General features: G+C 67.1%; 15 protein-coding genes and 2 riboswitches. Of the genes, 5 read left to right on the top strand and 10 right to left on the bottom strand.

The window, feature by feature from the left end; all coding sequences use genetic code 11:
* Positions 1-961 (top strand): Dyp-type peroxidase (locus tag ITJ49_RS17225; RefSeq protein WP_194606768.1); only part of this gene is annotated, 961 nt, incomplete at its 5' end.
* 117 nt (positions 962-1,078) lie between these two features.
* Here the strand turns inward: ITJ49_RS17225 and ITJ49_RS17220 are convergent.
* From ITJ49_RS17220 to ITJ49_RS17210, 3 genes are all read right to left on the bottom strand, one after another.
* Complete coding sequence (locus tag ITJ49_RS17220; RefSeq protein WP_194606767.1) at positions 1,079-3,088, bottom strand: S9 family peptidase; 2,010 nt, start codon at positions 3,086-3,088, stop codon at positions 1,079-1,081.
* 147 nt (positions 3,089-3,235) lie between these two features.
* A complete protein-coding gene (gene typA / locus ITJ49_RS17215) occupies positions 3,236-5,143 on the bottom strand; it encodes a translational GTPase TypA (RefSeq protein WP_055963064.1) in 1,908 nt (635 codons plus the stop codon).
* A gap of 174 nt (positions 5,144-5,317) precedes the next feature.
* Positions 5,318-7,099: an ABC transporter ATP-binding protein gene (locus tag ITJ49_RS17210; protein WP_194606766.1), complete on the bottom strand. Its 1,782-nt coding sequence runs from the start codon at positions 7,097-7,099 to the stop codon at positions 5,318-5,320.
* Between the two features lie 74 nt (positions 7,100-7,173).
* On the opposite strand from ITJ49_RS17210, the gene ITJ49_RS17205 reads away from it, so the two are divergent.
* A complete protein-coding gene (locus tag ITJ49_RS17205; protein WP_194606765.1) occupies positions 7,174-7,800 on the top strand; it encodes a PH domain-containing protein in 627 nt (208 codons plus the stop codon).
* Between the two features lie 53 nt (positions 7,801-7,853).
* Here the strand turns inward: ITJ49_RS17205 and ITJ49_RS17200 are convergent, their stop codons facing one another.
* The 3 genes from ITJ49_RS17200 to ITJ49_RS17190 all read right to left on the bottom strand — a co-directional run bounded on the left by ITJ49_RS17200 (position 7,854) and on the right by ITJ49_RS17190 (position 12,423).
* The gene (locus tag ITJ49_RS17200; RefSeq protein WP_194606764.1) at positions 7,854-8,906 is read right to left on the bottom strand and encodes an ABC transporter permease; all 1,053 of its coding nucleotides are present in this window, start codon (positions 8,904-8,906) and stop codon (positions 7,854-7,856) included.
* 49 nt (positions 8,907-8,955) lie between these two features.
* Positions 8,956-10,488 carry an ABC transporter permease gene (locus tag ITJ49_RS17195; RefSeq protein ID WP_194606763.1) on the bottom strand — a complete coding sequence of 511 codons (1,533 nt, stop codon included), beginning with the start codon at positions 10,486-10,488 and terminating at the stop codon, positions 8,956-8,958.
* Positions 10,489-10,662: 174 nt separating this feature from the next.
* Positions 10,663-12,423 carry an ABC transporter family substrate-binding protein gene (locus ITJ49_RS17190; protein WP_194606762.1) on the bottom strand — a complete coding sequence of 587 codons (1,761 nt, stop codon included), beginning with the start codon at positions 12,421-12,423 and terminating at the stop codon, positions 10,663-10,665.
* A gap of 329 nt (positions 12,424-12,752) precedes the next feature.
* Between ITJ49_RS17190 and ITJ49_RS17185 the strand changes: the two genes are divergently transcribed.
* Both ITJ49_RS17185 and ITJ49_RS17180 read left to right on the top strand, forming a co-directional pair.
* Positions 12,753-13,532, top strand: a complete 780-nt coding sequence (locus tag ITJ49_RS17185; RefSeq protein WP_228514673.1) for a CPBP family intramembrane glutamic endopeptidase — start codon at positions 12,753-12,755, stop codon at positions 13,530-13,532.
* A 61-nt stretch (positions 13,533-13,593) separates the two neighbouring features.
* On the top strand, positions 13,594-14,076 hold the full coding sequence (locus tag ITJ49_RS17180) for a peroxiredoxin (RefSeq protein WP_194606761.1): 483 nt from the start codon (positions 13,594-13,596) through the stop codon (positions 14,074-14,076).
* Between the two features lie 99 nt (positions 14,077-14,175).
* Here ITJ49_RS17180 and gcvP read toward each other — a convergent pair whose 3' ends face one another.
* The 4 genes from gcvP to ITJ49_RS17160 form a co-directional block, all read right to left on the bottom strand.
* Positions 14,176-17,091, bottom strand: coding sequence for an aminomethyl-transferring glycine dehydrogenase (gene gcvP / locus ITJ49_RS17175; protein ID WP_194606760.1), 2,916 nt, complete (start codon positions 17,089-17,091; stop codon positions 14,176-14,178).
* Complete coding sequence (gene gcvH / locus ITJ49_RS17170) at positions 17,088-17,462, bottom strand: glycine cleavage system protein GcvH (protein ID WP_194606759.1); 375 nt, start codon at positions 17,460-17,462, stop codon at positions 17,088-17,090. Before gcvH ends, gcvP begins: the two co-directional genes overlap by 4 nt.
* 26 nt (positions 17,463-17,488) lie before the next feature.
* Positions 17,489-18,631 carry a glycine cleavage system aminomethyltransferase GcvT gene (gene gcvT, locus ITJ49_RS17165; protein WP_194606758.1) on the bottom strand — a complete coding sequence of 381 codons (1,143 nt, stop codon included), beginning with the start codon at positions 18,629-18,631 and terminating at the stop codon, positions 17,489-17,491.
* Positions 18,632-18,668: 37 nt separating this feature from the next.
* Positions 18,669-18,773: riboswitch (glycine riboswitch) on the bottom strand.
* Between the two features lie 7 nt (positions 18,774-18,780).
* A riboswitch (glycine riboswitch) is annotated at positions 18,781-18,876 on the bottom strand.
* Positions 18,877-18,967: 91 nt separating this feature from the next.
* Positions 18,968-19,525, bottom strand: a complete 558-nt coding sequence (locus ITJ49_RS17160; protein WP_194606757.1) for an SseB family protein — start codon at positions 19,523-19,525, stop codon at positions 18,968-18,970.
* Positions 19,526-19,696: 171 nt separating this feature from the next.
* On the opposite strand from ITJ49_RS17160, the gene ITJ49_RS17155 reads away from it, so the two are divergent.
* Entirely contained in the window at positions 19,697-20,770 is a 1,074-nt protein-coding gene (locus ITJ49_RS17155) for a DUF475 domain-containing protein (protein WP_194606756.1), read from the top strand.
* Positions 20,771-21,015 lie beyond the last annotated feature (245 nt).

The raw sequence follows: 21,015 nt of genomic DNA, 5'->3' as shown, positions 1-21,015 counted from the left end.
TGGGCAGGAGGTGTCGCCCACCGGCGCCACCGGCGGCTCGCTCTACGCTCCCCCGGACGACACCGGAGAAGCGCTCGGCCTGCCGGCTTCGGGCCTCACCATCACGATCGGCTTCGGCCCCTCGCTGTTCGACGATCGCTTCGGCCTCGTCTCGAAACGCCCGCCCAAGCTGATCGACCTGCCCGAGTTCCCCGGCGACAACCTCATCGCCGCGGCCAGCGACGGCGACCTCTGCATTCAGGCGTGCAGCGACGACCCGCAGGTGGCCGTCCACGCCATCCGCAACCTGTCGCGCATCGCGTTCGGCCGCGCCTCGCTCCGCTGGTCGCAGCTCGGATTCGGTCGCACCTCGTCGACCACCCGCGGCCAGACCACACCCCGCAACCTGTTCGGCTTCAAAGACGGCACGGCCAACCTCAAGGCCGAAGACACGGCGCTCGTGCGCAAAGACGTCTGGGCCCAAGGATCCGACGGCGCGGCCTGGATGGCGAACGGCACCTACCTGGTCTCCCGCAAGATCCGGATGCACATCGAGACCTGGGATCACCAGTCACTCAAGGAGCAGCAGGTCGTCGTCGGTCGCGACAAGGGCGAGGGCGCTCCGCTTTCGGGCGGGACCGAGTTCAGCTCCGTCGACTTCACCAAGAAGCAGCACGGGGCGCCGCTCGTCGCGACCACGTCGCACGTGTCGCTCGCCCACCCCGACCACAACGGCGGCGCTCAGCTGCTGCGCCGCGGCTACAACTTCGTCGACGGCAACGATGACCTCGGTCGCCTCAACGCCGGGTTGTTCTTCATCAGCTTTCAGCGCGACCCCGAGGCGCAGTTCGTCCGGATCCAAAACGCCCTGGCCGCGAACGACGCGATGGGCGAATACCTGCAGCACGTGTCGAGTGGCATCTTCGCGGTGCCGCCCGGAGCCCGTGCCGGAGGGTATGTGGGCGAGACGCTGTTCGCGTAGATCGCGCCGCTTCCGATCACTCGCTCTGACACTGTGATGCACGGCGGAGCGACGCGAAACGGCCAACTCTGAACACCGTGGGGCGTCCCGGTGGCCGTTTCACGTCATCCTCGGCCGCTACGAAGCAGCGACGGGGAGGTGTTCCGCCCACCAGCCGAGGATCTCGTCGAACCTCTGCACCCGGTGCCGCGGGCGACCCGACCGCGACAATTCGTGGTTCTCACCCGGAAAGACCAGCATCTTGGTGTCGACGCCAGCCCGCACGAGGCCGAGGTAATACCGCTCAGCCTGCGGCAGCGGACAGCGGAGGTCGTCCTCCGAGTGCACGACGAACGTCGGCGTCGTCACCTGTGACACGAAGGCCTGCGGGCTCTGCGCGGCCATCGCCTCGGGGTCGGCCCCGGTGTACTGCTCGACGAAGAAGGTGCCGATGTCGGAAGTACCGATGAAGAACTCCGGGTCAAGGAACCCTCGCTCGACGATCGCACCAGCAAAACGGTGATCGTGCGCGATGGTCCAGGCCGTGAGGTAGCCCCCGTACGAACCGCCCATGATGCCGACTCGCTCCCCATCGAAGCTCGGGTTGGCAGCCACGGCGCCCTCGAGGAAGTCGAGGACGTCGGTCATGTCGATTGTGCCCATGCGGTTCCGGATGGCCCGCCCGAAGGCTTGACCGTATCCGGAGGCGCCCCGCGGGTTGCACATGACGACGCCGTAGCCGGCGTCGGCATAGACCTGAGCCTCGTCGAAGAGCGACCCGGTGTACTGCGAGTACGGCCCACCGTGGATCACGAGAAGCACGGGGTGCGGCCCCTCCCCCGACGGAGTGAGCACCCAGCCGTGGATGGGGGTTCCGTCTCGAGCCTCGATCGTGGTCTCGACGGCCTCGCGCAGCCCGGTCGCGCGAACGGCGGCGGAGAAGTCGGTGACACGGTCGAACGACCCGCTCTCCACCACTGCGACGTCGCCCGCTGTCGACTCGTCGATGTACGTAACTGCGGTCGTGGCCCCGGAGACGGCGTACCCGGTGACCTCCAGGCTTCCCTCGGTGAGGCGCGTCGTCACGCCATCCGCTGTGACACGCAGCAGCTGAACCGTGCCGCGTGTCGTCTCCGCCACGAGCACTGCGCCGTTTCCGGCGCCCACCAGCCTCGACGAGGAGAGGTCGACGTTCTCCGGGTCGGTCAGCCGCGTCAGCGCGGCCCCGGCCGCCGGCCGGACGTAGAGCGCCGCGTTCGTGCCGACGAACTCGAGCCCGGTCGGACCGGTCTCGGAGGCGAGGACGAACGCACTCCCGCTCGGCTCGACGAGGATGTCTTCGACGCCGAGGTCGAGCTCGGGGCCGACCAGGGTCGCGATGTCGCCCCCCACTGCGGGCACCGAGTACGCCCCGGAGCGGAGATCCGAGTCGCTGCCCTCGTGCAGCGAGGCCACGAAGGTGATCTCGGAGCCGTCGGGCGTGAAGCGCGGGTGAGCATGGTCGGCAGCGGCCGAGGTGAGTTGACGCGCCGTCGGGAGCCCGGAGGACTCTCCGTCCGGCCGCCCCGTCGCCTCGTTGTTCGCACCCGGATACGGGGCCGACTTCACGAAGGGCTCCGCTCCGATGTCGGGAACGTCGACGACGAAGAGCTGCGCATGGCGGTCGATGGTGTAACCGACGCCGTTCGAGAGGTACCGCGTCGTCGTGATGGTGCGGGCCGGCTCGGCGCCCGACGAGATCCCCTCGACCGTGCCGTAGCGACCCTCCTCGGGTACGCGTGACACGAAGACGAGACGAGAGCCGTCTGGCGACCAGGAGAAGTCGGAGACGCCGAGCTTCCGATCGGTGACCTGGAGCGGCTCTCCACCCGCGGCTCGGACCACCTGTAGCTGAGGAGCATCGTCGCTGGTGGCTCGCAGAAACGCGATAGTCGAGCCGTCGGGCGAGAACGACGGGCTGAAGTCATGGAAGCCGCGGGTCAGTCGCTCGGGCGGCGAGGAGGCGTCTGCCGCAGCCTGCCACAGCTGGCCGACGTAGGCGTCACCGTCGATGTCGGGTCGCGTGACGGCGAACACAATGCGCTTGCCGTCCGGCGAGATCGTGGGGTGAGAGGTGGACACGAGCAGATTCAGGTCGGTGGACTTCACCCCTACGACCCTACGCGGGGTCGAGTCGTGGCCGTTGCCATGGGGCCGCAGCGGCTCCGGTTCAAGCCGAGCCGGAGTGAACGACGAACGCCCCCGGATCCTGAAGACCAGGATCCGGGGGCGTCCCGTCGAGCGGGAGTCGTACGACTACGCGTTCTGCTTCTTCAGGCGAGCGGTCGAGCGCTGGCGAGCCGACGCGTCGAGTTCCACCTTGCGGATGCGGATTGCATCCGGGGTGACCTCCACGCACTCGTCGTCGCCGGCGAACTCGAGGGCCTCTTCGAGCGAGAGCACTTTGGAGGGCGTCATCGATTCGAAGTTGTCAGCCGTCGACTGACGCATGTTGGTCAGCTTCTTCTCTTTGGTGATGTTGACGTCCATGTCGTCGGCGCGCGAGTTCTCGCCCACGACCATGCCCTCGTAGACCTCTTCGGTGGGCTGCACGAAGAAGGTCATGCGCTCCTGGAGGTTGATGATGGCGAAGGGCGTGACGACACCCGAGCGGTCAGCGATGATCGAGCCGTTGGTGCGGGTCTGGATCTCGCCGGCCCAGGGGCCGTAGCCGTGGCTGATGCCGTTGGCGATGCCGGTACCGCGCGTGTCGGTGAGGAACTGCGTGCGGAAGCCGATCAGGCCGCGGGCGGGGACGATGAACTCCATGCGGACCCAGCCCGAGCCGTGGTTCGCCATGTTCTCCATGCGGCCCTTGCGCGAGGCCATGAGCTGCGTAACGGCACCGAGGTACTCGTCGGGCACGTCGATGGTCATGTGCTCGAAGGGCTCCTGCAGCTTGCCGTCGACGCGACGCGTCACGACCTGCGGCTTGCCGACGGTGAGCTCGAAGCCCTCACGGCGCATCTGCTCGACCAGGATGGCCAGCGCGAGCTCGCCACGACCCTGGACCTCCCAGGCGTCGGGGCGCCCGATGTCTTCGACCTTGAGCGAGACGTTACCGATCAGCTCGCGGTCGAGGCGGTCTTTGACCATGCGGGCGGTGAGCTTGTGACCCTTGACCTTGCCGATGATGGGCGAGGTGTTGGTGCCGATCGTCATCGAGATGGCGGGGTCGTCGACCGTGATGGTCGGCAGCGGACGCACGTCGTCGGGGTCGGACAGCGTCTCACCGATGGTGATGGTGTCGAAGCCCGCGACGGCGACGATGTCACCGGGGCCCGCGCTCTCGGCGGGGTAGCGCGAAAGAGCCTTGGTGACGAGGAGCTCGGTGATGCGGGCGTTCTGAACGGTGCCGTCGTGCTTGACCCAGGCGACCGTCTGACCCTTCTTCAGCGTGCCGTGAAAGACGCGCAGCAGGGCGAGACGACCGAGGAACGGCGAGGCGTCGAGGTTGGTGACGTGCGCCTGAAGAGGGTGCTCGTCGTCGTAGGTCGGAGCCGGGACGTGCTTGAGGATCGCATCGAAGAGCGGCTCGAGGTCGTCGTTATCGGGCAGCGAGCCGTTTTCGGGCTTGTTGGTCGACGCAGCGCCGGCGCGGCCGGAGGCGTAGACGACGGGGACGTCGAGGATGGCGTCGAGGTCGAGGTCTTCGACCTCGTCGGCCAGGTCGGACGCGAGGCCGAGAAGGAGGTCTTGCGACTCGGCGACGACATCGTCGATGCGCGCGTCGGGGCGGTCGGTCTTGTTGACCAGGAGGATGACAGGGAGCTTCGCGGCGAGTGCCTTGCGAAGGACGAAGCGGGTCTGGGGCAGCGGGCCCTCGGACGCGTCGACGAGAAGGACGACGCCGTCGACCATCGAGAGGCCGCGCTCGACCTCGCCACCGAAGTCGGCGTGGCCCGGGGTGTCGATCACGTTGATCGTGATCGGACCGTCGGTCGCGTGCTCGCCGTTGTAGAGCACCGAGGTGTTCTTCGCGAGGATCGTGATGCCCTTTTCGCGCTCGAGCTCGTTGCCGTCCATCATGCGGTCTTCGGTGTCGAAGTGCGCGTCGAAGGAGTTGGTCTGCTTGAGCATGGCGTCGACGAGAGTCGTCTTGCCGTGGTCGACGTGGGCAACGATTGCCACGTTGCGCAGGTCACTGCGGATGGCAGTCGCCATAGTTGTACGTCCTTTTTCGAGAGGGAGGAGAGAAAGTCGATTGGGGGCAACCATGGCCCCGACCTCAAGAGTCTACCCGGAGCGGGGTGAACAGCGGGAAACGTCCTCCCAGAGCGGAACGAGGAGCACCCCACGACGTGCGTCGCGGGGTGCTCCTGACTGCCGAGCGGTTGACTACTCGTCCGAGCCGGCCGCGAGGATCTGGGCGCGCAACTCGCGTCGCTCGCGCTGCACCTCCGGATCGGGAAGGGGGACGGCCGCGATGAGGCGCTGCGTGTAGGGATCCTGCGGGTGGCGGAGGATCGCGTCGCGCGTGCCGACCTCGGCCAGCCGACCCTTGTGCATGACCGCGATGCGGTCGGCCAGGATGTCGATCACCGCGAGGTCGTGGGTGATGAACAGGCAGGCGAACTGGAACTCGCGCTGCAGCTCCTTGAGGAGCTGGAGCACCGTGGCCTGCACCGAGACGTCGAGCGCCGAGGTCGGCTCGTCGGCGATGAGCAGCTGAGGTCGGAGAGCGAGCGCACGCGCGATGCCGACGCGCTGCTTCTGCCCACCCGAGAGCTCGTGCGGGTAGCGGGTGCGGTAGCTCTTCGGCAGGCGAACGCTGTCGAGGAGCGACTCGACCTCGTTGGTGAGCTCCTGTCCCTTGAACTTCTTCGCGAGCAGAAGCGGCTCCCCGATGCTGTCGCCGATGCTCATCCGGGGGTTGAGCGACGACGAGGGATCCTGGAACACGATGCCGGCGTTCTTGTGCACCTGGCGCGTCAGCGCACGCGAGTGCTTCGACAGGTCGGTGCCGACGACGGAGAGATGCCCCTCGGTGATGGGGAGGAGGCCGATTGCGGCTCGTCCGAGCGTGGTCTTGCCGGATCCTGATTCCCCGACGAGACCGACGACCTCGCCCCGGCGAACGACGAGATCGACGTGGTCGATGGCTCGGAAGGCCTTGACCCGACCCCGACCGGGATATTCGATGACGACGTCTTTGAAGTTCAGGACGGCATCCGTGTCGTCGCGGTCTTCCACGTGAGGCCGTCCGTCGATGGGAGCCGACTCGTGTGTGACGGCGGCGACGGTCTCGGCCATGGCCTCCGTGATGTCGACGACGTCGTCTTCGCCACTGCCCTGCCCCAGGTGCGGCACGGCCTCCAGAAGGGCCTTTGTGTATTCGTGCTGCGGGTTGCGGAAGATCTGGAGCGTGGGCCCGGCCTCGACGACCTCGCCCTGGCGCATGACCGCAATGTGATCGGCGATGTCGGCGACGACGCCCATGTCGTGCGTGATGAGCAGCACGGCGCTGCCGAGACGGTCGCGGAGACTGCGGATCAGGTCGAGGATCTCGGCCTGGACCGTCACGTCGAGAGCGGTCGTGGGCTCGTCGGCGATCAGGAGGCCGGGGTCGCACGAGATCGACTGGGCGATCATGGCGCGCTGGCGCTGGCCGCCCGAGAGCTGGTGCGGGTACGAGTTGAAGGCCTTCTCAGGATCCGGCAGCTCGACCATACCCAGGAGCTCGATGGCCCGCTCCCGTGCTTTCGAGGGCGCGATCCCGTAGTGCACGCGGAGCGTCTCGACGATCTGCGCGCCCACGGTGAACACCGGGTTGAGCGCCGTCATCGGCTCCTGGAAGATGACCGCGACGTCTTGACCGCGGACTCCCCGCATCTGCGCCGGAGAGATGCCGCGGAGCTCCCGGCCGTTGAGCTTGATACTGCCGCCGACACGGGCGTTCCGCGGCAGGAGATCGAGGATCGACATGGAGCTGACGCTCTTGCCCGACCCGGACTCGCCGACCAGCGCCATGACCTCGCCGCTCTTGATCGAGTACGACAGCTTCTTGACAGCCGGTACCCAGACGTTGTCGACCGCGAAGTCGACGTCGAGGTCGGTCACCTCAAGGACGGGAGCGCCGTCGTTCGTCGTACGGGCGGGTGTCTCGTTGACCTGGGACATCAGTCGGTGGTCCTTTCTCGGCCGGCGCTAGCCGGTGTGCACTCTGTCACGGGCACCTCTGCGACGATGGAGTCATGTCGGACCCCGGATCGCCCACAGACGCCTCTTTTGTCTCTCGCTTCAACCGCGGGCTGGCCATCGCGATCTGGGCGCTGCTTCTGTTCGTCGCCGTGAGTCAGGCTGTCGGCAACCCCGAGTCGGCGGCCGCAGAGATACTGACGGCCGCGGCTATCGCCGCTCTGACGTGGATCGCCCTGTGGCGCCCCCGCGTCGAGGTCGATGCCGACGGCGTCACCCTCACCAACGTGGTTCGCCGAATCCACGTGCCCTGGGCCGCGCTGATCGACGTGAGCACTCGATTCGCCCTGACTCTTCACACGCCCGGCCACACCTACGCGGCCTGGGCCGCACCGGCGCCCGGTCGCACCGGAGCCGCCATGGCGCAGCGTCGCGAGAAGGGGACGCGCAGCAGCCCCCGCGGCGACCTCGGCAGCACCGTGCGGCCCGGAGACCTGGTGACGACCGAGTCGGGCGCTGCCGCCGACCTCGTCCGCGAACGATGGGAGCACCTGCGCGAGAACGGTGCGCTGGAGCTCGGCCTGGCCGACAAGACGGCTGTTCGCGTCGAGTGGCTCTGGCAGCCGCTCGCGGCGGTTGTTGTTCTGGCTGTCGCGGGAGCTGTGCTGCTCGGTCGAGTCTGAGCTGGCGCTGCTCACCCCGCGCGGGGCTACGACACCCGCGAAGCGGGTCGCCATCACTTGGTGACCGGCGGTGTCGGAGACACCTGGGTCGACACCTCGGCAGCGTCGGGCTCGGCCGTCTTGCGAAGGCTGAAGCGCTTGGAGCGCGGGTCGAACGCGTCGCGGAGGCCGTCGCCGACGAAGTTGGCACACAGGGCCAGGATCACGATGAATGCGGCGGGCCACCAGAAGAGCCAGGGTCGGGTGGAGAAAGCCGACTGGTTGCCGCTGATCAGCAGACCGAGAGACGAGTCGGGTGACTTGATGCCGAAGCCGAGGTAGCTGATGGCTGTTTCGAGCAGGATCGCCGAGGCGACGAGCAACGTCGACGAGACGATGATCACGCCGATGGCGTTCGGCAGGATGTGGCGGAAGATGATCCGCGCGTCGGAGGCGCCGGCGACCCGGGCAGCTTCGACGAACTCCCGCTCTCGCAGGGAGAGGAACTCGCTTCGCACCAGACGGGCGATGACCATCCACGACACGACTCCGAGGAGGGCCGCGAGGCCGAATGCGCCAAGGCCTCCGGCACCGGCGGACTTGCCGACGATCAGGCCGATCACCAGCGCCGGGATCACGATGAAGACGTCGGTGATCCGCATGAGGACCGAGTCGACCCAGCCGCGGAAGTAGCCCGCGAGAGCTCCGACGACGACGCCGATGACCGTGGCGACGAGGCCGATCAGGATCATGACGAGGACGGAGTTCTGAATGCCTCGCATCGTCAGGGCGAAGTAGTCCTTGCCGATGCGGTCCTGGCCGAACGGGTGGTCGCCGAGGCTGAAGGGGAAGAGCTTGAGGGTGGGTGCGCCCTCGTTGACGAGAGAATTGAGGCTCTTGTAGTCGTACTTCCACCACCCGGGAATGGGCCCGAGGCCGATCGCGGAGATCGACAGCACGATCAGGAGGACGTAGACGATGATCGCGACGACGGCGACCTTGTTCGAGACGAAGCGCTTGTAGACGATGCGCCCCTGGCTCTCACCCGGGTTGTCGTCTTTGCGAGAGGCCAGATCGACGCCGTCGCCGATGCTCGGCTCAAGCGGGTTGCCTTGAATCGTGCTCATCGGGGGACCTTTCGGTGGTTCGGGTTGACGGCGGAACGCAGCGGAAGGCTCAACGCGCACGCACCCTCGGGTCGAGGGCGGCGTAGGCCAAGTCAGCGAGGAAGTTGAAGGCGATCGCCGTGATGGCGATGACCAGGAAGTACCCCATGACCGGGTTGACGTCGGTCGCCGTGAGCCCCGTGATGAAAAGGTTGCCCATGCCGCTGATAGCGAAGACCGATTCGGTGATGACGGCGCCGCCGAGCAGGGCGCCGACGTCGGTCGCCACGAGAGTCGCGATCGGGATCAGCATGTTGCGGAAGGCGTGGCGCACGATGACCGTCCGCTCTGGAAGGCCCTTGGCACGCGCCGTCCGGACGTAATCCTGGTCGAGCACCTCGAGCATGCCGGAGCGGGCGTATCGCGTGTAGCCCGCGAACGAGATGAGCAGAAGGCTGATGGTCGGAAGCAGGAGGTGAGTGTAGGTGTCGATTCCCGAGATCCAGAAGTCGCCGCCCAGACCCGGTGTCTGCGAGCCCACGGTTGCGAGCGGACGCCCGCCGACGGCGTCGACGTAGTTGGCCCACGACGCGACGAAGCGATCGAGAAGCACCACGGCCGCCGAGAGCACGGCAGTCAGGGCGCCGATGCGCATCATCAGGCCGCGGTCGTAACCACCGACCAGGAAGCCGCTGATGAGCCCCACAGCCAGCGTCGCCACCGCGAGGGTGAGGATCGTGCCGAGAGTCGAGATGTTGAAGAGGCCTTGCAGCGTGAAGTAGGCGATCACGGCGAGCACGACGTTGATGCCCGCAGTGATCCACGCCCGACGGTTGTTAAGACCGGCGAGAAGGGCGACGACCGCGAAGGCGATGCCGAGGGAGAACAGAATGACGGCGAAGGGGCCGAGTGCCGGACGGGCGAACCAGTCCGACGCCGAGAGAGCGGCGAGGACGACCACGGTGGCGCCTCCGGAAATCACGAAGGCGAGGAGGCGCCGACGGATCGTTCCGCCGACGACGAGTTGGATTATGGCGCCGATCACCACTCCGGCTATGAGCAATGTCGAGAGCGGGATCTTTGGATCCTGAAGGAAGTTGTTGTAGCCGAGGGCGACGAACGTCTTCAGCAGGACCGCCATGAGGAACGAGGGCAGCGAGAAGAGGAAGAAGCTGAACAGCGTGATCGTGTAGTCGAAGCCGCTGTAGACGCGAAGCGCGGTGATGATACCGAGCGCGATACCCAGCACGATGGCCAGGAGGAACGAGAGGGTGACCAGCTGGAGGGTGGAGCCCATGGCCGCCGGCAGCAGTGCCGTGATCGGCTGGTTCTGGAAGTTCACACCGAGGCTGCAGCTGCCGCCGATCGGGACGACACAGCGGGCGACGCCGCCGAGCCAGATGCCCCATCGCAAGACGGGGTTCACGTCGAGGTGCTGCTGTTGGATGCGCGCCTCGATGAGGGCCTGCTTGTTCGGCGAGTTGCCGGTCTGCAGATCTCGGAGCGGGTTGTCCGAGTTGGCGACCAGCACGTACATGATGAACGACGCGGCGACCAGGACGAGGATCGAGACGAGAATTCGTCTCAGGATGAAGCTGACCATTGATTCGGGACCTTTGCGATGCGGACGCGCCCGTTCATGCCGGACAGGAGCATGACGAGGCTACTACGGGACTCGGCAGACGACGGGCGTCGAGTTCTTGTGAGAACCCGACGCCCGCCCTGTCGAGGTGTGGAACGGGATGGCCGTCAGACGGCCATCCCGGTCACGCTCTTGCTATTTGGTCCAGTCCCAGATGTTCCAGACGATTCCGGTCTGGCCACCGAAGAACTTGACACCCTTGAGGTTCGAGTTTGTCGCGAACAGGCCCGGCGTCTGGAAGAGGGGCAGGCCGTAGGCGTCGGCGAACGTGCCGGCGTCGATCTGCTCCTTCTCGGTCAGGAGCTGGTCAGCGTCAAGAGTCGTCTGCGTCTTGACCGCGAGGTCGCTGACGGTCTTGTCGTTGTACTTGTTGTAGTTTCCGCTGTTGTTGGTCTCGAACAACTGCGGAAGGGCGGCGTTACCGGCACCCGGGTTGACCCAGCCGAAGATCGACGCGTCGTAGTCGCCACCGGCGAGGAGTTCGCTCCACTTGGGCGAGCCACCGTCGGTGACCTTGATGCCGGCCTTGGCGGCGGAGGCCTGGATGGCCTGGAAGGAGTCGACGCGGTTCGGGTTCAGCGTGTTGTAGAGGATCTTGACTGTCGGAGTCGCACCGTTCAGGAGCTTCTTGGCCTGGGCGATGTCGACCTTGTCGTAGTCGCTCGAGCCGTTCTTCGAGACGGACTCCTCGTAGCCCTCCTGGCCCGGCAGGAAGACCTGCGAGTCGAGCACCTTGGCGCTGGAGTTGATCGGGGTGACGATCGACTTGAGGATGTCTTCGCGAGGGATGGTCAGAAGGAACGCCTTGCGCACGTTCTCGTCTTTGAAGACCGACGAACCGAAGTTGAGGTCGAGGTGGTCGTAGGCGACCTGGCTGCCGTCGATGACGGTCGAGTTCGCGGCCTTGAGGGCCTTGACCGTGTCAGCGGAAGGCTGCGGCTGGATCGCGTCGACCTCGCCGTTCTGGAGAGCCGTCACCTGAGCGTTCGCATCGCCGATGAAGCGCATGACGAGCTTCGAGAACTTGACGGTGTGGTCGCCCTTGTATTCCTTGTTCGGGACGAACGTCATCGACTGCTTCGGGGTCCAGGCCGAGACCTGGAGGGGTCCGCCGGAGACGAGCAGGTCTTTATCGCTCGGAAGCGACGTGGCGTCGTAGCCGGTGTTGATGAACTTGGCCGCGGCGAGAATCGTCTTGTTGGGCGAAGCAGGCTTCGCGGTGTCGCCCTTGGGCGTGTCGAGGATGGCCTTCGTGAGGTCTTCGGTCGAGACACCAGCCTTCTTCGCGACGATGTGCGCCGGGAACTGGATCGGGTTCACGAGCTCCCAGTCGACGTAGGGCTCGTCGTAGGTGTACGTGATGGTGTGGTTGTCGTTCGAGACCGTCGGGAGGTTGGTCGAGAACGGCGCGCCAGCAGCGGTGGAGAAGTACTGCGTGCCCTTGGTGACTTCACCCGCATCGTTCAGGGTGGCCGAGTCGTAGTACCCCGAGGCCTGAGCCCATCCGAGGAGGAGGTCGTCAGCGGTCATCGCCGTGCCGTCGGACCACTTGTCGTCGTCGTTCAGCGTGTACTCCACCTTGAGCGGGTTGTCGCTGAGCTTCTTGTACGAGCCGAGATCGGAGTTGTGAACGATCTTGTACTGGTCGTCGAGAGTGAAGAACTGCGGCTGGGTGAGGTAGTTCACCATGCCGTTCGTGTCGAGGTTGCCCTGAGGGGTGTTGTAGTTGAACGACGAGACCTCGTTGACCTGGGCGATCGTGACGTTGCCGCCGGTCTTGGACGTCTCGTTGTCGGTGGCACCCGAGGTGGTGCAGCCGGAGAGGACGACAGTGGCCGCCCCTACGAGTGCAATGGCCCCGACGAGCGGGCGCAGTCGCTTACCAGTGATTTTCACTGAATGTTCCTCCTGATGGAATGTGACGCACAGCGGCTCCGGGCAAGGGGCACGGCGGACCGCTCTGGATAAGAAGACACTAAGGAACGGGTTGCAATTCGCCAAACCGCCGAACAAAGCGTTACGACTTGGAAACACGCCAAGCGAGTTTCTTGCACGGGTGGCCGGTAATTAGCGCGGCGCTCCTGCGCGACGCAATAATCGTGCGTTTCAGGCAGCATGCAGGTGCGTCCAAGTATTTCAAGCGGGGTAACTCGATCTGACATCATTGCCCGGTGACCCGCCGCCCGTTCTTCCGTGCCCCGCTCGATTTTCCGGTGGCCGTTCCTCTGCCGTCCGGCACCACGCGAGGTCGCCTGCGCGCCGAGATCCTCCTCGTCCTGGCCCTCTCCCTCGGGGCGAGCGCCGTGTACTCCGTGGTGCAGATCCTCGATCTGCTGACCCGGCCCACTCCCCTGTCGAGCCAGACGGCCAACCTCAACAACTCTCTCGACAGCCGCGAACTCTTCGATTTCGTCTATCAGGTGCTCGGCATCGCCTTCGACCTGGTGCCGGTCGTCCTCGTCGGGTTCCTCCTCTGGCAGGCCGCCTCGCCCCACCTGGCGCGTCTCGGCCTCGACTTATCGAGCGGTCGCCGCTTCGGGCGCGATGCCCTCGGCGGTGCCGGTCTCGCCCTGGCCATCGGCATCCCGGGCCTCGCCCTCTACTTCGCCGGACGCGCCATCGGCATCACCGTCGACGTCGTGCCGACGAATCTCGCAGCTCACTGGTGGACCGTGCCGGTGCTGCTGCTCTCTGCGCTGCGCTCCGGTGTGACCGAAGAAGTGATCGTCGTCGCCTACCTGTTCGCGAGGCTACGCGACCTCGGGTGGCGACCCGTCTGGATCCTTCTGTCCGCCGCACTTCTCCGCGGCACCTACCACCTGTATCAGGGCTTCGGAGCGTTCGTCGGCAACGCCGTCATGGGCCTCGTCTTCGGGTGGCTCTACCTGCGATTCGGCAGGATCCTGCCGCTCGTGATCGCGCACTTCCTCATGGATGCGGCGGTCTTCGTCGGCTACCCCTGGGCCGCCGCCACTTTCCCGGCGCTGTTCGGGACGCCCGGCTGACCTCGTGACGGGCCAGCTGATTCCCTGCTGACTCGCGGGCCGGCGGCACTACCGTTGCGGCATGAGCATCCCCGATGTCGGCGCCGCGGCCCCCGACTTCACCCTTCCCGGCATCCAGCTCGTCGACGGCGAGGTGGTCCGATCGGAGTACTCCCTGTCGGCAGCCGCCGGTTCGCCGCTGATCCTGGCGTTCTACCCGGGCGACGAATCGGCCGTTTGCACCGCCCAGCTCTGCAGCTATCAGACCGAGCTCGCCGGCTTCACCTCGCTCGGAGCCACCGTCTGGGGCATCAGCAAGCAGGGCCTCGACAGCCACGAACGGTTCGCCCGCAAAGAGGGGCTGAATTTTCCGCTGCTGTCCGACGAGCAGGGCAAGGCCGTCAGCGCCTACGGCATCGGCCTCGCGGGGATCGGCCTGCGCCGGTCGGTGTTCGTCATCGATGCCGCGGGTGTGCTGCGGTGGAAGCACGTCGCACTCGTCGGCGCGCGTTTTCAGAAGCCCGAGGTCTTGCAGAAGGCCCTCGCCGAGACTCTCGCCGCCTAGCCGCCGCCTAGCCCCAGCCGCGTAGCCCCGCTTGACACCGCTTTTCGGCCCGGGCAACGCCGATGGGCGGTGGGGGCACCGAAAAGCGGTGTCATACGACTAGGCGAAGGCCTCGACCGGCGGGCACGCGCAGAACAGGTTGCGGTCGCCGTACGCCTGGTCGATCCGGCGCACCGGCGGCCAGTACTTCGAGCGAACCAGCGACTTCAGCGGGTAGACGGCTTCTTCGCGGCTGTACGCGGCCGTCCACTCCCCCACGATCGCCGACTCGGCGGTGTGCGGAGCGCCACGGAGCGGTGACTCCTCGGCCGACCACTCGCCGGCGCCGACCCGATCAGCCTCGTGCTTGATCGCGATCATCGCGTCGACGAAGCGGTCGATCTCGGCCAGATCTTCGCTCTCGGTCGGCTCGACCATGAGAGTGCCGGCGACCGGGAACGACATCGTCGGCGAGTGGAATCCGTAGTCGATGAGGCGCTTGGCCACGTCGTCGACGGTCACACCGGTCTCGTCGCGGAGCGGCCGGAGGTCGAGAATGCACTCGTGCGCCACCAGCCCGCCGTCGCCCGAGTAGAGCACCGGGTAGTGGTCGCGGAGACGCGCCGCCACGTAGTTGGCCGACAGCACAGCTGCCCCGGTGGCCTCTGTGAGGCCGTCGGTGCCCATCATGCGGACGTACGCCCACGAGATCGGCAGGATGCTCGGCGACCCGTAGGGTGCGGCCGACACGGGCACGCCGGCGTGGGCGAGACGATCGGTGCCGACTGCCGCGGGAGCGCCGGTTCGACGATCGGCCTGCTGCGCGAGCGGGTGCCCGGGCAGGAACGGCGCGAGGTGCGCCTTCGCCGCGACCGGCCCGACTCCGGGCCCGCCACCGCCGTGCGGGATGCAGAACGTCTTGTGCAGGTTGAGGTGCGACACGTCGCCGCCGAACTCGCCGAACCGCGCGAAGCCGAGCAGCGCGTTGAGGTTGGCCCCGTCGACGTAGACCTGCCCGCCGGCGGCGTGCACGGCGTCGGTGATGTCGCGGATGTCGTGCTCGTAGACGCCGTGCGTCGACGGGTAGGTGATCATCAGTGCGGCGAGCTCGTCGGCGTTCGACTCGACCTTCGCCCGCAGGTCGGCGAGATCGACGTTGCCCTGCTCGTCGCAGGCGACCACGACGACCCGGAGGCCCGCGAGGACGGCGCTGGCTGCGTTCGTGCCGTGCGCCGACTGCGGAATGAGGCAGACGGTGCGCGCGTCGTCGCCGTTCGCCAGGTGGAACCCGCGAATCGCCAGGAGGCCCGCGAGCTCGCCCTGGCTTCCGGCGTTCGGCTGCAGCGAGACCGTGTCGTACCCGGTGACCTCGGCGAGCCAGCCCTCGAGCTGCCCGATGAGTTCGAGGTAGCCCCGGACGTCTGTCGCGGGTGCGAACGGGTGAATGTTCGCGAACTCCGGCCAGGTCACGGCAGCCATCTCGGTGGCCGCGTTGAGCTTCATCGTGCACGAGCCGAGCGGGATCATGCCGCGGTCGAGCGCGTAGTCCTTGTCGACGAGGTGCTTCAGGTACCGCATCATGCTCGTCTCGCTGCGGTGCGTGCGGAAGACCGGATGCGTGAGGTAATCACTGGTACGCAACTGGGCCTCGGGAAGCGGCGAGCTGGATCCTTCGGGCACCTCGATGCCGAGCAGTTCGCCGAGCACCACGAGGTCGTCGCGGGTCGTCGTCTCGTCGGTCGAGATCGAGACGGTGTCGGCGTCGACCTCGAGCAGCAGGTAGCCGCGCTCGTGGGCGGCGCTGACGATCGCGCCGGCGCGTCCAGGAACCGTCACGGTGACCGTGTCGAAGAAGGGCAGAGCCGAGGATCCGAGGCCTCCGGCCTCCGCGCCCGCCGCGAGGTCGACCGCGTGCTGGTGCGTGCGTTTCGCGATGTGCTTCAGCCCCCACGGCCCGTGGTAGACGGCGTACATGGAGGCCATGACGGCGAGGAGCACCTGCGCCGTGCAGATGTTGGAGGTGGCCTTCTCGCGGCGGATGTGCTGCTCGCGGGTCTGCAGGCTGAGGCGGTAGGCGGGGTTGCCGACGGCGTCTTGCGAGACGCCGACGAGACGGCCGGGAAGCTGGCGCTCGAGGCCGGTGCGCACGGCCATGTATCCGGCGTGTGGGCCGCCGAAGCCCATGGGTACGCCGAAGCGCTGGCTCGTGCCGACAGCGACATCCGCACCGAACTCGCCGGGCGCCGTGATCATCGTGAGCGCGAGAAGGTCTGCCGCAACCACTGCAAGACCGCCGCCCAGGTGGACGCGATCGACGACGGGCTCGGGGTTCCAGACCGCTCCGGACGCGCCGGGGTACTGAACGAAGACACCGAACGCCTCGGGGATCTGATCGACGTCGATTCGGGCGAGCGGAAGTTCGACGAGGTCGATGCCGACGGCCTCGGCACGGCCGTGGAGGAGAGCCTTGGTCTGAAGAAGGGCATCGGCGTCGATGACGAAGACGTTCGCCTTCGACTTCGATGCGCGGCGAGCCAGAAGCATGCCCTCGACCACCGCGGTGGCCTCATCGAGCATGGACGCGTTGGCGGTGGTGAGGCCCGTCAGCTCGGAGACCATGGTCTGGAAGTTGATGAGCGCTTCGAGACGCCCCTGCGAGATCTCGGGCTGGTAGGGCGTGTAGGCCGTGTACCAACTCGGGTTCTCGAGGACGTTGCGCTGGATCACGGCCGGAGTGACGGTGCCGTAGTAGCCGAGGCCGAGGAACGAGCGGTTGGCCGTGTTGCGGTTCGCGATGGTGCGGAGCTCTGCGAGTGTTTCCTGCTCGCCGATGGGCTCCGGGAGCACGCTCGAGGCGAGGGTTCGGGCGTGGATGCTGTCGGGGACGGCACGCTCGACGAGCGAGCGGACGCTCTCGGCGCCGATCGCGTCGAGCATGATGCGCTGCGACTCCGGGGTCGTGCCGATGTGGCGGTCGACGAAGCCCCCGGCCGCGGTGCCCTCGATCAGGCCGCTAGCCCGCTGCTCGGCGCTCATTCGGCGGTGAGGGCGACGTACTCGTCGCGGGTCAGGAGGGCGGGGAGGTCGCCCGAGAGCGAGATCTTGACGAGCCAGCCGTCGTCGAACGGCGAGGAATTGACGAGGTCGGGGCTGTCGACGACAGCGTCGTTGATCTCGGTGACCGTGCCGAGCACAGGGGCGAACAGTTCACCGACCGACTTGGTCGATTCGATCTCGCCGACGACCTTGCCGGCCTCGACGTCGGTGCCCACGGCGGGGAGGTCGACGTAGACGACATCGCCCAGCTTGTCGGCGGCGTAGTCGGTGATTCCGACGGTGGCGGTGTCTCCGTCGATCAGGAGCCACTCGTGCTCGGCGGTGTACTTCAGGGTGGTCAGGTCAGACACGGGGGTGGCCTTTCGACGATCTCGGCTTAGGAGCGCTTGTAGAAGGGGAGTGCGACGACGGTCGCGGGAATGACGGTGCCGCGGACGTCGACACCGAGCACGGTGCCGACTGCGGACGAGGCGGGTTCGACGTAGGCCATGGCCACGGGGTGGCCGAGGGTCGGCGAGAGCGCGCCGCTCGTCACGACGCCGACGACGGCGCCGGCCCCATCGACCACCGAGTACTCGGCACGCGCGGCGCGGCGACCCTCAAGCGTCAAGCCCACCAGGACGCGGGCATCATCGGACGCGGCGACGCCCTCACGGCCGATGAAGCTCGCCTTACTCGCGTCGACGACACGGCCGAGACCGGCCTGCGCCGGCTTGGTGTCGAGACCGAGCTCATGACCGTAGAGCGGCATGCCCGCCTCGAGACGCAGGGTGTCGCGGCTCGCGAGACCGGCGGGCACGACGCCCCGCGGGGCACCCGCCTCGGCCAGGGACTGCCACAGGAGTGGAGCGGTCTCGTTGTCGATGTACAGCTCGAAGCCGTCCTCCCCCGTGTAGCCGGTGCGGGCGATCAGCACGGGCGCGTCATCGAAGGTGCCCTGGAGCACCCGGTAATAACGAAGCTCGGAGAGGGGGGCATCGGGGGCGAGCCGATCGCGGGTGATGAGTTCGTCGAGCACGCCGACGGCCTCGGGCCCCTGGATCGCGATCAGCGCGGTGTCGTCGCTCTCGTCGTCGACCGTGACGTCGAAGTCGTGGGCGCGGGTCGCGAGAGCCGAGAACGCGGCGTCGCGGTTGCCCGCGTTCGCCACCACGAGGAAGTCGTGCTCGTCGAGGCGGTAGACGACGAGGTCGTCGATGATGCCGCCCTTATCGGCGAGCAGCAGCGAGTACTTAGCGCGACCGACCGCGATCGTCGACAGGGTCCCGGCCAGCGCATGGTCGAGAAAAGCGCCGGCGCCCGGCCCCACGACGGCGATCTCGGCCATGTGCGATAGGTCGAAGAGCCCCGCTGCCGTTCGCACCGCGTGGTGCTCCTGCAGGTCGGACGAGTAGCGGACCGGCATCCGCCAGCCGGCGAAGTCGGTGAAGCTGGCTCCGGCTGCGACGTGCACCTCGTGCAGCGGGCTGTAGCGCGGCTCGACCGCGTCTTCGGCGGGAGGGACGATGGCATCGGTCATTCAGGACTCCGGGGGCGATGTTCGCGTGTCAGCTAGGGAGTCCCCCTCTGTCATGGGCCTGAGAGTTTCGCCGCGCCCGGAGGCACGGCTTTCACCGTCGGCGAGGCGCGATGGTGTGCTCCTGCTTTTCAGAGTGGCCAGTGTGCTGCTACTTCGCCGCGGTACGTGTACCTGAGAGATTGGCGGGGATGCTTGCTCCTTCGGTGGCCGACCGGTGTGGTCGGAGGCTCTCCCGCGGCGTGTGTCTGGCCCGATGTTCGATTGTGATGTGCCTGGTGGATCGCGGTCGAGCCTAGCAACGGGATGTTTCCCGCGTGTGACTTCGAACCGATCGGTCTAGAAGTTGGGAATACCCGACGGGTCGACCTTGCCGGGGGTCGTCGTCGGAGCGGCGGGTTCGTCCGTCTGCGCCTGCTCCATCGCGGCCACCATGTTGCGCACGTCATTTGCGAGCTGCTGCACTCCCTCGGCGAGCATCTCGAAACCCTCGGGGTTGCCGGGGTTGACGACGAGCCCGGTCTCGGCCGGGATCGCCTGGACGAGCTCGGCTGCGGGCAGTTGCACGGCATACGACGCGACGTCGGCGACCTGCGGAGGAATGCGGTCGATGTGGGTGAAGACAGCCAGCATCGGCATGCCCTCGCGGTCGAACAGAACGGGCTGCAGCTCGTTGAGGTCGTCGGTGACCTCGGTGGCGGTCGGAACCACGATGAGCGCGTTGACGAACTGCGCGATGACGTCGTTCATGTCGCCCTGACCGGCCTGGCCGTTGGCGATCGCCGCCTCGAGCGGAGTCGACTCGCGCGCTTCGTCTTGCGTGTCAGCCGTCTCGCCGGTGGTCGATGCGTCGATGTTCTGGGGCTCGTTCGTGTCGGCACCCTCGGTGGAAGTCATCCGAACACCTTGCCCGCCCAACCTCCGTAACCCCTCAATCGACGGCGGCGAGTCGGGGGACGTCCGCAGTACCCCGCGACATCGGCGCAGAGGCTCCGTCCAGCCTCGACTGACTGACTGGGCTCCTCGGCTCGACGACGCGCCCCCGACTCCCCCCGAGAGGACACCCCCGTGCGCCCGATCGTCCGCAGCAGTCTCACCCTGCCGCTCCTCTTACTGGCCGTCTGCGTGCCTGCCGCGTGGATCCTGCTCTCGCCCGCTGCTGCGGCAGCCCTCACGGCCCTCGCGCTGCTCGAGATCGCGATGGCCGCCGACACGTCGGTGCCGATGGCCGGGATCGCTGCCAGGATCCAGCATCCCGCCCGACGACTCTTCCTCTCTGTCGGTCTGGTGCTCGGGGTCCTCACCATGAGGTTGCTGCTCCCGCCGACCGCCGTGGCCGTGACGCAGGCCGAGTCGCCGGCCGACGCCGCGGCGGAGGCCGTCCTCCAACCCGGACTCTTCGCAGCGCATCTGGAGGCGGCCCGCCCCGGCATCGCTGCGTTCGGTGCCGTGTTCATCTGGCTGGTGTTCTCCGAGTACCTCTTCAATGTCGAACGGACGAGCCGCCGGGCGTGGCTGGGCCGCGTCGAAGCCGCCCTCGCAAGGGTCCGCTTTCCCCGCGCAGCCGCACTCGGCGTGGGGGTGGCGGCCGCCGCGGTCTCCGTCGCTCTGGCCGACCCGTCCGTCCGGGGCGCAATCGCGATCGGCAGTGCCACCGGGATCGCTGCCTATCTCGCAAACAAGGTCGTGGCCGCCTGGTCGACCCGCGACGGGGCATCGGGGTGGAAGCTCCACCTGCATGCCGCGACAGTGGTCTTCGAGCGCGGTCTGACGGTGTTCATGCTCTTCGAGATCCTCGACGGGTCGTACACGCTCTCGTCGACGAGCTCGTCCCCCGGGTTGAACTACCTCGAAGAAGCGGCGGTGGCCGTCGTCGGGGTGGCAATCGGAGCCGTCTTCCTTGCTCGCCTCACTGCGACGGTCAACGCCGAGCGCGGGCTCAAACGCCTTCGTTATCTCAAGGCGGGAGCGGCCTACGTCCTCGGCGTGCTCTCCGTTCTTCTTTGGGCGAGCCTCGCCGTCCCCATCCCCGGCGGACTGGCCGGCTGGTTCGGCAGCGTCATCATCGGCCTCGCGCTGCTGACGTCGATCCCTCGGAGGCGCTCGCTCCGCAACCAGGATCCGGTCGCTCCCGCTTCGTGAGTATGTCTCGATGGTCACGGCTCGGTAACAACGAAAAATCGAGCAAACCATTCCAGGGGTGGTGGCGAACACATGACATCGGGCAAACGCCCACTGAGTACCCAAGAGGCATTCACAATTTATCCACGTAAGGAACAGCTCATGCGCAAGTTCTCGAAAGCTACAGTCGGATTCGCTACCGCCGGCCTCCTCGTCGCCGGCGTCACCGGCCTCGGCGTCTCCACCGCCTACGCCGCCCCGTCGTC

Origin of the sequence: Frondihabitans sp. VKM Ac-2883 (assembly GCF_015350875.1) — a bacterium.
GTDB lineage: Bacteria > Actinomycetota > Actinomycetes > Actinomycetales > Microbacteriaceae > Frondihabitans.
This window is presented reverse-complemented; position numbering and strand designations above follow the sequence as displayed.